This window comes from uncultured Negativicoccus sp. (assembly GCF_902480485.1).
Classification (GTDB): Bacteria; Bacillota; Negativicutes; order Veillonellales; family Negativicoccaceae; genus Negativicoccus; species Negativicoccus succinicivorans.
Genome location: NZ_CABSTC010000035.1, coordinates 1 through 13,896, shown reverse-complemented (window position 1 = coordinate 13,896; position 13,896 = coordinate 1). Strand labels below are relative to the sequence as shown.

Annotated in this window: 15 protein-coding genes, 1 pseudogene and 1 other annotated feature; of the genes and pseudogenes, 14 read left to right on the top strand and 2 right to left on the bottom strand. The window is 51.2% G+C overall.

Going from position 1 to position 13,896, the window contains the following annotated elements:
• The 7 genes from RDN69_RS04105 to cysK all read left to right on the top strand — a co-directional run.
• The coding region (locus RDN69_RS04105) for a hypothetical protein (RefSeq protein ID WP_288218280.1) at positions 1–193 on the top strand (193 nt) is incomplete at its 5' end.
• Complete coding sequence (locus RDN69_RS04100) at positions 190–3,240, top strand: SMC family ATPase (RefSeq protein WP_273259883.1); 3,051 nt, start codon at positions 190–192, stop codon at positions 3,238–3,240. The genes RDN69_RS04105 and RDN69_RS04100, both read left to right, overlap by 4 nt.
• A 79-nt stretch (positions 3,241–3,319) precedes the next feature.
• Positions 3,320–3,691: a VOC family protein gene (locus RDN69_RS04095; RefSeq protein WP_024049183.1), complete on the top strand. Its 372-nt coding sequence runs from the start codon at positions 3,320–3,322 to the stop codon at positions 3,689–3,691.
• Positions 3,691–4,404, top strand: coding sequence for a ThiF family adenylyltransferase (locus tag RDN69_RS04090; protein ID WP_024049184.1), 714 nt, complete (start codon positions 3,691–3,693; stop codon positions 4,402–4,404). Before RDN69_RS04095 ends, RDN69_RS04090 begins: the two co-directional genes overlap by 1 nt.
• A complete protein-coding gene (locus RDN69_RS04085) occupies positions 4,401–4,832 on the top strand; it encodes a peptidylprolyl isomerase (RefSeq protein ID WP_024049185.1) in 432 nt (143 codons plus the stop codon). The genes RDN69_RS04090 and RDN69_RS04085 overlap by 4 nt, the downstream gene beginning before the upstream one ends.
• Before the next feature lie 12 nt (positions 4,833–4,844).
• The gene (locus RDN69_RS04080) at positions 4,845–5,468 is read left to right on the top strand and encodes a hypothetical protein (RefSeq protein WP_024049186.1); all 624 of its coding nucleotides are present in this window, start codon (positions 4,845–4,847) and stop codon (positions 5,466–5,468) included.
• Between the two features lie 42 nt (positions 5,469–5,510).
• Complete coding sequence (gene cysK, locus RDN69_RS04075; RefSeq protein WP_273259880.1) at positions 5,511–6,449, top strand: cysteine synthase A; 939 nt, start codon at positions 5,511–5,513, stop codon at positions 6,447–6,449.
• 44 nt (positions 6,450–6,493) lie between these two features.
• Here cysK and RDN69_RS04070 read toward each other — a convergent pair whose 3' ends face one another.
• Together RDN69_RS04070 and RDN69_RS04065 are read right to left on the bottom strand one after the other, a co-directional pair.
• The gene (locus RDN69_RS04070; protein WP_024049188.1) at positions 6,494–7,864 is read right to left on the bottom strand and encodes an aminopeptidase; all 1,371 of its coding nucleotides are present in this window, start codon (positions 7,862–7,864) and stop codon (positions 6,494–6,496) included.
• Positions 7,865–7,897: 33 nt separating this feature from the next.
• Positions 7,898–8,665 (bottom strand): sulfite exporter TauE/SafE family protein, encoded by a 768-nt coding sequence (locus tag RDN69_RS04065; protein ID WP_184327572.1) that lies wholly within the window; start codon positions 8,663–8,665, stop codon positions 7,898–7,900.
• Between the two features lie 85 nt (positions 8,666–8,750).
• Between RDN69_RS04065 and RDN69_RS04060 the strand changes: the two genes are divergently transcribed.
• The 7 genes and pseudogenes from RDN69_RS04060 to RDN69_RS04030 all read left to right on the top strand — a co-directional run bounded on the left by RDN69_RS04060 (position 8,751) and on the right by RDN69_RS04030 (position 13,878).
• Complete coding sequence (locus RDN69_RS04060) at positions 8,751–9,188, top strand: cupin domain-containing protein (RefSeq protein WP_024049190.1); 438 nt, start codon at positions 8,751–8,753, stop codon at positions 9,186–9,188.
• A gap of 20 nt (positions 9,189–9,208) precedes the next feature.
• Positions 9,209–9,625: pseudogene (gene msrB, locus RDN69_RS04055) on the top strand (peptide-methionine (R)-S-oxide reductase MsrB); the annotation flags it as partial.
• Positions 9,626–9,659: 34 nt separating this feature from the next.
• Positions 9,660–9,926 (top strand) — a binding site (T-box leader).
• 40 nt (positions 9,927–9,966) lie between these two features.
• The gene (locus RDN69_RS04050; RefSeq protein ID WP_273259873.1) at positions 9,967–10,956 is read left to right on the top strand and encodes an ABC transporter substrate-binding protein; all 990 of its coding nucleotides are present in this window, start codon (positions 9,967–9,969) and stop codon (positions 10,954–10,956) included.
• A 223-nt stretch (positions 10,957–11,179) separates the two neighbouring features.
• Positions 11,180–11,869 carry a YggS family pyridoxal phosphate-dependent enzyme gene (locus RDN69_RS04045; RefSeq protein WP_024049193.1) on the top strand — a complete coding sequence of 230 codons (690 nt, stop codon included), beginning with the start codon at positions 11,180–11,182 and terminating at the stop codon, positions 11,867–11,869.
• Between the two features lie 11 nt (positions 11,870–11,880).
• Positions 11,881–12,342 carry a cell division protein SepF gene (locus RDN69_RS04040; protein WP_024049194.1) on the top strand — a complete coding sequence of 154 codons (462 nt, stop codon included), beginning with the start codon at positions 11,881–11,883 and terminating at the stop codon, positions 12,340–12,342.
• Positions 12,339–13,142, top strand: a complete 804-nt coding sequence (gene proC / locus RDN69_RS04035; protein WP_273259868.1) for a pyrroline-5-carboxylate reductase — start codon at positions 12,339–12,341, stop codon at positions 13,140–13,142. Before RDN69_RS04040 ends, proC begins: the two co-directional genes overlap by 4 nt.
• The gene (locus RDN69_RS04030) at positions 13,135–13,878 is read left to right on the top strand and encodes an RNA-binding protein (RefSeq protein WP_288218279.1); all 744 of its coding nucleotides are present in this window, start codon (positions 13,135–13,137) and stop codon (positions 13,876–13,878) included. The genes proC and RDN69_RS04030 overlap by 8 nt, the downstream gene beginning before the upstream one ends.
• Positions 13,879–13,896: the final 18 nt, after the last annotated feature.

Here is a 13,896-nt window from a genome sequence, read left to right as displayed (position 1 = left end):
AAAATTTCCGAACGTGCTGGCCCTGGAACCGATCGGCCTCAAAGCGCAGCAGGGGGAGCGCACCACAGCGGACATTCGTCGGTTAACCTATACGGATATGTTTGCGCAATTTGTCGAGGATGTCGGCGGTCGACCGCTCGATGAAACCGAGGCACAGATTATGGCCGAAGTATGGCAGGAGGCGGAGTCATGAGACCGTTACGTTTGATGATGCAGGCGTTCGGCCCCTATGTGGCGGCGCAAACAATTGATTTTACTCGCCTCGGTGAACGGCAGTTCTTTTTGGTGCACGGACCGACCGGTGCGGGCAAGACGACGATTTTCGACGCGATTTGTTTTGCGCTTTACGGAAAAACCAGCAGCGAACGTGACGCGCGTAATATGCGCAGTGCGTACGCACCGACATCGTTACCGACACGGGTGGAACTTGATTTTGCACTCGGTGATACCTGCTATCGTGTTGTGCGTGAGCCGGCGCAACGCCTGACCAAACAAAGGGGTACGGGAACAACGGAGCGCCCGGCCAAAGTGGAATTTGTCAAGATCGCAGGTGACGGCAAGGAATTGGAATCGATGGGCGATCGCAATGTGCAAGGCAAAATTTTGGACCTGATCGGTTTTGATGTCGATCAGTTCCGTCAGGTCGTGCTTTTGCCGCAGGGGAATTTTCGTCAACTTTTATTGGCGAGCTCGGCGGAACGAGAGCAGATTTTGGCCAAACTTTTTGCGACGGAAATCGCCGCCCGCGTAGCGTCGTTATTGAAAGAGCGCGCTCAGGCGCTCGCGTCCTCTTTTGAAGAGGCGAAGCGCGATCGGGAACGCGATTTGGGGGCGGAAAATGTTACCACAGAAGAAGAATTGCAATCTGCCATACAAACAACCCAAGCGGAATTGAACGAAGCGAAAGACGCGGAGCTCGTCTTGGCAAAAGCTCGCCAAGAAGCACAGCAGTTGGCGCAAGCAGCGCAGACATGGCAAGACCTTAAAAGCAAAGAAAAAACCGCGCTCGCTGTGCAGAAAAAACTTGCCGACGAGTCCGAAATGATGCAAGAAAAGACCGCAGAACTGGAGCGTTGGCAAAAAGCAGAGACGATGGCCGACAGTATGCAGGCGCTCACCGATGAACAAACGAAGGGATCCCGATATCGTCAGCAGCAAATCGAGTGGGAACCGGAATTAAAACAACTGCAAGAGAAGGCTCTTTACTGGGGAAAAGAAGAAGAATTTTTAAATGCGGAACGTTCCGCGCAAAGTGAATATAAACTGGAGCAAGAGCGGTTAACGAGAGTCATCGGTTGGTTTGATGAAGTAGCGCAATTGACACGGCAAGAAGAAGAGAATCAAAAGAAACTCGCGGCGGCGGAAGCGCGGCAAAAAACGGCGCAGGCGGAAACGGAGCGGATCACGAAAAACATCACGGATCTTTCTGAGCAAGGGAATGCGCTTCGTGAGCTGGCAGAGAAAACACCGATTTGGGAAGGAAAATTGGCGTCACAGCGGCGACAACAAAAGGAATACCAAGCGTATCGGAAACGGCAGCAAGACCATCACGCGGTCAGCGCGGATATTGAAACCGTGAAAAACACGCTTGCTTTGCAGCAAACCGCTTTGCAAAACGCTGTCCAGAAACGGGAGCACTTGGCTGATCTGCGCGAAAAAAACTGGGCGGCATGGTTAGGCGCAGAGCTTACAGCGGGCACTCCCTGCCCGGTATGCGGCTCCCTGCATCATCCGCGACCGGCGGTAGCCGATGAGGAGATGCCGGATGAAGCAACGTGGCAAGAGGCGCAGGAAGAAGAAAAGCTGGCGCAGGAAAAATTAGCGGCAACGCAACAGCTTTTGAGCCAGCTGACGGAACGTGAATCCCTGTTGGCACAGGAGTTGAACGCGGCAGATGCTTTGTTGGTATCGCTTACCGATACACAACTTATAGAGCAGGAGACCGAATTGCAGGCGAAGCATCAAGAGGCAATGTCTGCGCAAGCGGAATTTGAACGCGTTAAAGTGCAGTTGACCGAGCAACAGGGGCAGGAGAAAAAAGCGAACGAAACACTGCAAAAAATCAATGAAGAACTTGCGGAAATCGAATCGGCAGTAACGGTGGTAACGACCAAACGTGAGGAAGCGCAACGACAGATTCCGCCACAGTTCACAAATGCGGAGTCGCTAAAGGCGCAGGTTGTGCGGTTGCAAGAGAAAATAGAAAACTATGAACGGCGCGAAAAAGCGTTTTCAGAAACGGCGAAAGAGGTTCAAAAAAAAGAGCAAGATCTTCGTCATAAATACGAAGAAGCAACAAGACTATTGGAAGAATGCCGTCATAACTATAAAAAGAAGCGCGACGCATTGCTCGAGCGCGCCAAAGCATCGGGCTTTACCGATATGACGCTGCTGGCCGCGGCAATTGCGCAGGGGCCCTCCATTACCGAGCGTCGGCAAGAAATTCAAAAATATCAAGCGGATTGCATCGCTAACAAAACCCGTTTGGAGGAAATAAAAAAAGAACTGGACGGCATGGCGGTGCCCGACTTGGCAAAAGTCATGGCGGCCGTCAGCCAAGCCGAAAAGGAACATAAAGCGGCGGTGGAGCGGACGACGATGCTCGGCATAAAAGCCAAACGATTGGCGGACGCCGCGCAAAAAATGAAGGAATACGCGCAGATATTTGCAAAACTCGATCAGCAACAGGCTGTCGTGGGTCGTTTATCCGAATTGGCCAATGGCAGCAGCGTTACCGGCGAGCAGGGTCGCTTGAGTTTTCAGCGCTACGTTTTACAGACGTTGCTTGACGATGTCATCATGGCCGCCAACGTACGCTTGGAAAAAATGAGTCACCGACGGTATCAGCTTGTGCGTGCGCAAGCGGCGACCGATCAACGTCGCGCGGCGGGGTTGGATTTGGAAGTCAACGATTTTTGGACCGGAGATCGCCGGCCCGCCAATACGCTTTCGGGTGGCGAAACTTTTCAAGCGTCACTCGCGTTAGCGTTGGGGCTTGCCGATACGGCGCAGGCCTATGCCGGGGGATTGCGTTTGGATACCGTGTTTGTCGATGAAGGTTTCGGGACATTGGATGCGGACGCGTTAAACGAAGCGATTCGTATTTTGACGGATTTACGTGAGGGAGGTCGACTTGTCGGCATTATCAGTCATGTGGAAGAATTGCGTCAGCGTATTGATACGCGTTTGGAAATCGAAAAGACGGAAACAGGAAGTCGGGCCCATTGGGTGTTAGGATAATTGCAGAGTATAAGAAATTTTGTTACAATAAGTATATCGAAAATGTTCGAATAACGATTTCAGCAAAGGAGCGATGTCGATGTCGTTTCGATTTGACCACAATAACTTAAATGTTTTGGACTTGGAAAAAAGTCTTGCCTTTTATGAAGAAGCGCTGGGACTTACCGAGGTTCGCCGTAAAATAGCGGATGATGACAGCTTTATCATCGTCTATTTGGGAGATCATCAGACGGACCATAAGCTGGAGCTTACTTGGTTACGCGACCGGAAAGAACCGTACAACTTGGGCGACAACGAATTCCATTTGGCGTTCGTGACGGAAGATTATGAAGCCGCTCATGCCAAGCATAAAGCGATGGGCTGTATCTGCTATGAGAATCCTAAAATGGGTATTTATTTTATCGAAGATCCGGACCACTATTGGCTGGAAATCGTGCCGGCGAAAGACTGATGGAAGAATTTACACAACGCACTTCATACTTACTGGGGACTGACGGCGTCGATCGGTTGGCCCGCGCCGCGGTGGCTGTGTTCGGCATCGGGGGTGTCGGTTCATATGCGGTGGAAGCACTGGCGCGGGCCGGCATCGGTCGCCTGGTGTTGATTGATCCCGACCGCGTCACGGCCAGCAATCGCAACCGACAATTACCGGCTTTAGTGTCGACACTGGGGGCATCAAAAGCGCAGGTGATGGCGGCACGTGTCAAAGATATCAACCCGGCGTGTCAAGTGGAAATTCGTGAAGAGTTTTACTTGCCCCGGGAGGAATCGTATCTGGCAACATTGCATGTTGATTATGTAATCGATGCGATCGATACAGTGACGGCGAAAGTGGGCCTTGCCCGCGAAGCGCAAGCATTACATATACCTATCGTTGCGGCGATGGGCTTAGGTAATAAATTACATCCCGAGCAAATTGAAGTGGCGGATATTTATGCCACCTCCGTGTGCCGCCTGGCACGCGTAATGCGTCGGGAATTAAAACAGGCAGGCGTAGCAAAATTGACCTGCGTATATTCTAAAGAGAAACCGATTGCGCCGCAGTATCCCGAAGGAGCGGAACAGGTTCCGGGCTCCGTTTCCTTTGTGCCGCCGGTGGGCGGAATGATACTGGCGGGGCTCGTGATTCGTGCCATTGCACAGAAAGAAGAGGAGTTGCTATGAAAGCTATTATTACTCTTGAAAATAAAGCGGAAGTTACGATTGAACTGTTTCCGAAAGAAGCGCCGGGCACGGTGAAAAATTTCGCGAAACTGGCCGGCGAAGGATTTTATGACGGCTTGATTTTTCATCGCGTGATTCCGGGTTTCGTCGCCCAGACGGGGTGTCCGAACGGTAACGGTACCGGCGGTCCGGGCTACACCATTCCTTGTGAAACCGAAAATAACCCCCATAAGCATACGCGCGGGGCCGTATCGATGGCGCATCGCGGCAAAGATACGGGTGGCAGCCAATTCTTCATTTGCTTTGAACCGCAGCCGCACTTGAACGGCGTGCACACCGTGTTTGGTCAGGTAACGGACGGTATGGATACTGTAGATTCGATTTTACAGGGCGACCGGATGGAATCAATCCGGATCGTGGAAGAGTAAGAAGGAAAACAGATGTCCATATATTCGTTACAAAAACCCGACCAGCTCGATTTTAAAATCAATGGTCGGATTTGGTACGGGTATTCACAAGATTGGTATCAGGATGAATGGCGCCAACGCGCCGGTTGCGGTCCGACCACCGCGACATATTTAGCGGCGTACTGTTTGCATCGGGATGGCATTTGGAAGGATTTGCAGACTACGAATGCGGTGTTAACGCAAATGAATCGGATTTGGGATTATGTGACACCGCGCCAAGGCGGACTTTTTAAAACGCGTTGGTTACGTGACGGTTTGGAAATGTTTTTTCGGGAAGCGGGAATGCAAAATTATCATGCCCGGATGCTCACGGTGTCGGTAGTCCCTCGTTTTCGTCCTTCGAGCGAAGAAGTGTTGAATTTTATCAAGGCAGGCTTGGCCTGTGATTCACCGGTTGCTTTTTTGAACCGCCATCGCGGTAACCAAGAGACAATTGATTCGTGGCATTGGGGGCCGATTGTGCGTTTGGATACCGATCGGTCGCCCGCCATTGCCGATGTTTATGACGAAGGCATCAAAAAAAGTTTTGCGCCGGCGGAATGGGCGAAAGAAACCATGCTGGGCGGCGGCTTTGTGTATTTACAAAAAACGGAATAGTACATTATCTGTACAATGACATACATGGGAAGAGGTTTTAGAATGAAAATTGCTACATCGATTTTAGATCTTGTGGGCAAAACTCCTTTAGTCGAATTGAAAAAATGGTCGGCTAAACGTAATCTTGCGGCGCAGATTGTCGTAAAATTGGAACGACAAAATCCGGCCGGATCGGTAAAAGATCGCGTGGCGCTGGCGATGATTGACGAAGCGGAAAAAGACGGTTCGCTTGTTCCGGGGATGACCATTGTGGAACCCACGAGCGGTAATACGGGCGTCGGCTTAGCGTTTGCCGGCGCCGTCAAAGGCTACCGTGTGATTTTGGTTATGCCGGAAACGATGAGCGTCGAACGTCGCCAACTGGCTCAGGCGTACGGCGCTGAGATTGTATTGACACCGGGCGCGCAGGGAATGCAGGGAACGGTGGATAAAGCCAACGAGCTGAAAAAAGAATTGGGGAACGTATTCATCCCACAACAATTTGAAAATGCGGCGAATCCGGCGATGCATGAGGCGACTACCGCACGAGAAATCTGGGAAGATACCGACGGTCATGTCGGTGCTTTTGTTGCCGGCGTCGGTACGGGCGGCACGGTGACAGGTGTCGGACGCTTCTTGAAAGAAAAGGATGCCGATGTGAAAATTTTTGCGGTGGAACCGTCGACTTCTCCGTTGCTCACGGAAGGCAAAGCCGGCAGTCACAAAATTCAGGGCATAGGCGCCAACTTTATCCCGAAAGTTTTGGACCAAGCCGTGTATGATGAAGTGCTCACAGTAACGAATGAAGACGCGATTGCGGCCACGCAGGCACTGGCACGTGAAGAAGGAATTCTGGTCGGGGTATCTTCCGGTGCCGCGTTGGCAGCAGCAACGGCCTTGGCGCAGCGTCCGGAATTTGCCGGCAAGCGTATTGTTGCTTTATTGCCGGATACGGGTGAACGGTATCTTTCGCTCGGCATTTTCGACACAGTCGACAGATAATTTTATAAAAAAAGAACCTCCGAGGAGGTTCTTTTTTATTTCATTCAGTTGCTTTCAAAGAACGCTTTATACGCAAGGTAAGCGCAATAGGCATCCGTTTTTTCAACGAGCTCCAGCGGCGCGTGCATGCTGAGCATCGTCACGCCGCAATCGACTACCTCGCAACCCCAGGCCGCCAGGTACAAAGCGATGGTGCCACCGCCGCCTTGATCGACTTTACCGAGTTCACCAATCTGCCAAGGCACATTATTTTCATTGAAAATGCCGCGAACTTTGCCGAGAAATTCCGCATTGGCATCATTGCTGCCGGATTTACCGCGCGCGCCGGTATATTTAGTTAAAACGATTCCGAAGCCCGTCAATGAAGAATTGTTTTTCTCCATTACATCGGCAAAAGTGGGATCGAAAGATGCGGTCACATCGGCGGAAAGAATTTCCGTATGCCGCAATGTATCGCGCAGGGCTCGATGGCTGCCGTCACCTTGCAATTCCAGCAGATCCATAATGAAGTCGGTGACGTAGGAAGAGTTGACCCCCGTGTTGCCATATGAACCTATTTCTTCCTTATCGGTAAATAACGCGACTTGCGTTTTGGTGCTCGGTTTCGCGGCGAGAATGGCGGCGAGATTGCCGTAGGAGCAGACGCGATCGTCCTGACCGTGCGCCATGACAAACGCGCGATCGATGCCGACGTCGCGCGCACCCTGTGCCGGAATAACCTCCAGCTCTGCACTGGCGAAATCTTCTTCCGTAATGCCGTACTTGTCGCCGAAAATTTTCAGCACCATTTCCTTGGCGGATTTCTTGCCTTCACCGTGACCGCCGATTACCGGTAACAGCATCTCGCCGGTGATGGCTTCGTTGAGCTTTTTCTGCGCCTGTGTCTGTCCCAGGTGCGGCAAAATATCGGTGATGTACAATACCGGATCCGCCGCATCCAGACCCATTTCCACGTTGATCAGACTGCCGTCGGTTTTGGCGATCACACCGACGAGAGCAAGCGGCATGCAGACCCATTGGTATTTTTTGATACCGCCGTAGTAATGCGTGCGGAGAAATACCAAGCCGTCTTTTTCATCGAGCGGGTTCGCCTTTAAATCGAGACGAGGTGAGTCGATATGAGAGCCGATCAATTTCAGACCTTGACGCATGTCGTCGCGGCCGATAACCGCCATGATGACAGCTTTGCCCTTGTGATCCAAGTACACTTTGTCGCCCGCGTGCAATTCGCTGAAAGAAGACAGCGGTCGGTACCCCGCCGCTTTTGCCTGACGAATAATTTCTTTATTGGCCAGGCGTTCCGTGCGCGCCGCATCCAAAAATTTCTTGTACTCCTCCGCATATTTATAGCAGGCTTTTTGTTGCGTTTGGTTGAATCGATTCCAAACCGGAGTTTTACGTGAATAAGTTTCCATTGCTTACATCCTTTCTCGTAAAGATTTATATCATTATACTAACAATACTAACCGCAAGCCCAGCAAGAGTAAAGCCAGAGCCAGCAAGTTAATAATGATGGGTCCTTGAACACGCTTGGCGAGGCGTGCGCCTATCTGCGCACCGACGATCGAACCCAGACCGAAGACAATCGCCAGGGGCCAATGAATATGTCCGGCCACGGCGTGCGTTGCGACACCGAATAAAGCGGAAACCGCCAGGACAAAATGACTGGTAGCAGTTGCAATATGAGTCGGAAATCCCAGCAGATAAATCATAGCCGGCACATGAATGACACCGCCGCCGATCCCGAAAATACTGGAGATGAAGCCGACGACGAAACTGATGGCACAACCAAGCGGCTTCGAATACGCAAAGTGGGTGTCGGTGTGCTCAACGCGAGTCGCTTTTTTACGACGATTTTGCCAAAGAATAAAAAGTGAAAGTAGCGTTAAAAAACTGCCGAAGGTGAGCTTGAATAATGCGCCCGAAAAGTAATCGGTGAGGATCGCACCCAAAATCGCACCGGGCAAGGTGCAAACGGCAAACAGCACAGCGGCCTCGTAATGAATACGCTTTTGCCGCATGTACGCGACAGTACCTGAGGCCGCATTACAAAAAACGATCGCCAGCGAGGTACCGGTGATCATTGCCGGTGACCAGGGGAACATAAATAAAAAAAGCGGGACAAATATAATGCCGCCGCCGGCACCGATCAATGTTCCAAATGCCGCTACGAGTGCCCCCAGCAAGAGGTACAATAAAAATTCCAATCCGATCATCCTTTCATTCTTTTTTGATTATAGCATGAATGGATTCGATTTTGCAGAAAGAAAGGTCTGTGCGATAATATGTACGGAGGTTACCATGATTCGTAAACATAAAGATTACCGTTGGGATGATGTTTCCCAATTGGTATATAAAGAAGACAACAGTCCGTTTCGCTCCGTTACCCGACAGGTATTATTTGACGGTGCCGAAGATATTCCCTGCCAGTGGCGCTACTTTGAGGTGGCACCGGGCGGATATTCCACACTCGAGCACCATCAACACACGCATTGGGTAATGATTTTTAGGGGCAAAGGCACGGCGCTGTTGGGGGATGAAGTGCAGGCGGTGTCATTCGGTGATCTGATTACCATTCCTGCTTGGCAATGGCATCAATTTCGCGCGAACCGCGGCGAAGCGCTCGGCTTTTTATGCCTGGTTAATCAGGAGCGCGATAAAGTCACTTTACCGACTGACGCAGAACTTACCGCGATGAAGGAAAATCCTGCGATTCGTGATTTTTTGGAGGAGCTATGAAAGAAAAGCAGAGCCAACTGGAGCATCTGACCGATATGCAGTATCGTGTCACACAAGAAAACGCGACCGAACCGCCGTTTCAAAATGAATTTTGGGATCAGGAAGCACCGGGACTGTACATAGACGTGGTCACCGGAGAGCCGCTTTTTTCGAGTGAAGATAAATTTGACGCCGGCTGCGGCTGGCCGAGCTTTGATCGGACGCTTGGCGATGCGCCGGTCAGCGAACATCGCGATACGAGCATCCCGTTCATGCCCCGTACGGAAGTGCGCAGCAACGGTGGGCATTTAGGACATGTATTTCCTGACGGGCCGACAGAGACCGGTTTGCGGTATTGTATTAACTCTGCCGCATTACGATTTATTCCGTATGAGCAGCTGGATGAAGCGGGTTACGGCAAATATAAAGAAATATTTACCAAATCATTTGACAAATAAAATTTCGTTTGTTACAATATGAAAAATTTACAAGTCAATGGCAATGAAGGGAAAAAGTACGCTATCAATGAGTCACAGAGAGCCGGCGGATGGTGCAAGACGGTACGAATTGGTCGCCGAAGTTCTTTCCGGAGCTTTCCCGCTGAAATAAGTAGGCGGGAACGGCGTGACGGTCGTTAATGCGTCATGAGTTGATCAAATGATAATTAGGGTGGTACCGCGGAGTTTTCCGTCCCTGGGTGCCATCCTTTTTTGTTTGATAATTAGGGTGGTACCGCGACCGCGTCCCGTCGTCCCTTCTTGGCGAAGGGACGTTTTTATTTAGAGGGAGCGTGAAAAAAATGCAATGGAGCAGTAAACGTTGGGCAGTTATTTTGGGAGTGGTAGGCATAGTCGCGGTGGGCACTCAATTTTTCGGCAAAACGACGGATGTGCAAGGCACAGACAATCCGGTCGTAGGCATTGTTCAAATAGCGCAACATCCGTCGCTGGATGAGGCGAATCGCGGTTTCGTTGCAGCGCTCCAAGAAGCGTACCCCGCTAAAGCGATTACCATTATGCAGGAAAATGCGCAAGGCGAACAATCCAATCTGAAAGCGATCGCGCAGCGTTTTGTCAGCCAAAATGTGCATCTGATCGGAGCGATTTCGACACCGGCGGCGCAGACAATGGCGAACGAAACGGCGACGATTCCGATCGTCGGGACAGCCGTTTCCGATTATGAATCGGCGAAACTCGTGAAGACAAATGCAACGCCGGGTACGAATGTCACCGGGACAAGTGATCGGACACCGGAAGCGGAGCAGGTACAATTGTTGCAACGATTATTGCCGACTGCCAAACGGGTTGGGATCATTTATAATTCCGGCGAAATCAACAGTGAGTTACAGGCGAAAAGTTTTGTGACCGCAGCGCAAGCCGAAGGGCTCAGTGTGACGGAGGCAACGGTTAGCAATGTCAACGATTTGGCACAAGTCACACAGGCATTGTGCGGTCGTGTCGATGTGATTTACGTACCGACGGACAACGTCATTGCATCTGCCTTACCGACGTTGATTAACGTGACGAACGCCGCCCGCATTCCGGTCATCGGTGCGGCCGCAAGTTATGTGCGGGAAGGCGCACTGGCAGCCCTTTCCGTGGATTATTATCAGATCGGTTATCGTGCCGGTAAAATGGCGGTTAAAATTCTGAAAGGAAATGCGCAACCGCAAACGCTTGCCATTGAGTTGCCGGCAGCGCAAGCCCCGTTGATCAGTCGTTCGGCTGCCAACACGTTGGGAATTACTATTGATGCGGAGCTGGCGAAGACGGCGCAGCTTTGCGACTAACCAAAAACCACTTGCAATCGCAAGTGCTTTTTGGTGCCAAATGCAAGTTGACATCTGCGGATGGATATGACCTGTGTTTTCAAAACAATAAAAAAGAGGAAATTGTTACGATTTCTTCTTTTTGTTTTGTCACTGTTGGCAATAGTTGCTATAATAATCTGTGATATAGTCGTATATATTAGGAAGTGAAACAGTAAGGAATAAAATAGAGGAAGGTGATGAGATGACGGATATCGCCGCGAATTTGGAGGCGGTGCGTGAAAGGATTCGTAACGCACGGATTCGCTCGGGACGTGTCGATCATGTGCAATTGGTCGCCGTGACCAAGTTTCATCCGGTTACCGCGGTGCAAGAGGCCGTTCGCTTGGGAGTGACCGTTGTTGGCGAAAATCGTGTGCAGGAAGCGGTACAAAAGCAGGCGGAATATACCGGTGCACCGATTTCCTGGCATTTAATCGGGCATCTGCAACGAAACAAAGCCGCACAAGCCGTGCAATATTTTGATTTAATTGAATCCGTCGACTCGGCGCGTATCTTAGAGGCGATTCAAAAGCAGGCCGAAAAAATAGATAAAGTGCAGGACATTTTGCTGCAGTTCAATATTGCGGAAGAACCGCAAAAATACGGACTCAAATTGTCGGAATATGAAGATATATTGGCCGCGGTAGAGGGGGCGTCTCATATCCGTTTGCGCGGGCTGATGTGCATGGCACCGCTCGTGGAAAATCCGGAAGAAGTGCGCCCGGTCTTTCGCGTCGCGTATAATGTGTTTGATGATTTGCGTCAGCGTTATGGTGAAGAGGATATACGCTACCTTTCCATGGGCATGAGTAATGACATGGAAGTGGCGATTGAAGAGGGAGCGAACCTGGTTCGCGTCGGCACCGCGATTTTCGGTAGCCGTGAACAATAAGGAGGAGAACAATGGGCTGGAGAGATAGTTGGAATCGTATGGTGGATAGTGTTTCGGGTAATCATGACGAGTATGATGATGAATACATGGATGATGATGAAGAATACGAAGACGACCGTGTGAACTATCGCACACCGGCAGCAGCAACACCGGTGCAGCAGTCGAAAGCGTATCGGATGATTGTCGTAGAACCGTATACTTTCGGTGACTCTGAAAAAATTGCCGATCATTTGAAATCGTATCGTCCGGTAGTCATCAACTTGGAAAAAACGGAAGATGAAATCGGCCGTCGTTTGATTGACTTCGTCAGCGGTGTTACTTATGCACTTGAAGGTCATATCGAACAAGTCAGCAATGCCATTTTCCTCGCCGTGCCGAACAACATGACAGTCGATACGGAAAACTATACCTATACGACAACTCCGAACTTAAGCGCTGACGTAGCACCCACCTGGGGCAGTCGTCAGCAATGACAAAACTGGGAATTATTGGCGTAGGCGCCATGGGGGGCGCGATTTTGCGCGGCATTTTAGCCGGCAAAGTTGTCGCGACTAATGATGTTTACGTGCGGGAGCATACTCCTGTCAAAACGCAGGAAGTGGCGGAACGCTACGGTGTTAACAAAGCGGATTGGTCGACACTTGCGGCCTGCGATGTAGTTATCATCGCGGTCAAGCCGTACAAGGTGAAAGAAGTATTGTCGGAACTTGCGGCGGCGAAATCGCAGGGTGTCATCGTGTCGATTGCCGCGGGAACGACGCTTGCGAAACTTCACGAGTGGGGTACAACGAATCTGTCCGTCATACGTGTGATGCCGAATACACCGGTCGATGTGGCCGCGGGAATGATTTCCATCGCACCGGCGGACGATGTAGCAAAAGACGATGTCGCACTGGTAGAATCCATTTTTGCCGCGTTGGGCGAAACGGTTGTCGTTAGCGAAGCGGAATTAACCGCGATGATGGCGCTGGCAGGTGCGGGTCCCGCGTATGTCTACGTCATTATGGATGCGCTGGCGGATGCAGGCGTACGAATCGGCTTGCCGCGCAAGCTGGCCATCAAAGCCGCGGCCCAGACGTTGTTCGGTGCTGCCAAAATGCAATTGACGAGCAATACCCATCCGGCGATCTTGCGGGACCAGGTAACCTCTCCCGGCGGCACGACGATTGCGGGTATTCAGGCGATGGAACGAAACGGTTTGCGTGCGGCTTTGATCGAGGGCGTTGTAGCCTGCTATGAGCGTGATCGGGAGTTGGCGCAGACGCATGAATGAACGCGAAAAGATCAGCCGCTATTTTAGCGGATCGGGTAATGGAGAATTAGCCAATCGACTTTTGGACTTGGCGGATCAGGTACGGACACGCCGACCGCTTGCCGTCAGTGATTTTGTCAGTCCGTATGCCGGCCAGATCGCGACCACGATTCGCGCTCACTTTCCCGGCTTGGAAGTCGAGGAAAACGGCGGGTATCATGGCGCGGAACGTATTAAAATCGCATTTTTTCGACCGGAATTCGCCGGCAAAATAGATTGGAATTTGAGCGCTGTGGAAGCAAGCTGGGATCCGCGTTTTCGGCTGCTTGGCCACCGTGATGTGCTGGGATCACTAATGGGGCTGGGATTGGAACGGGAAGTGTTCGGCGATGTTTTAATGCAGCCGACATGTGCGCAGGTAGTCGTTGATCGTGCGATTGTGCCGTATTTGCTACAGAATTGGCAAAAAATTGCCATGGTCAATGTGACGCCACGAGAGATTCCGTTGACCGACCTGGTTCCTAAAATAGAAAAAGTAAAAGAAGTTCGTACGACGGTTGCCTCTTTGCGCCTTGACGCGATCGGAGCTGCCGGTTATGGTATGTCACGCGCTAAAATGGTAGCCGCCATCAGTGCGGAAAAAGTACAAGTCAATTGGCAACGGGCCAAGGGACCTGCGCAAATTGTCGCACAGGGCGATGTTATTTCAGTACGAGGCCGCTGTTCGGTCAGTTCCACCTGCCCGCATGCCACATAGCCCGGCCCAAAGTCCCGG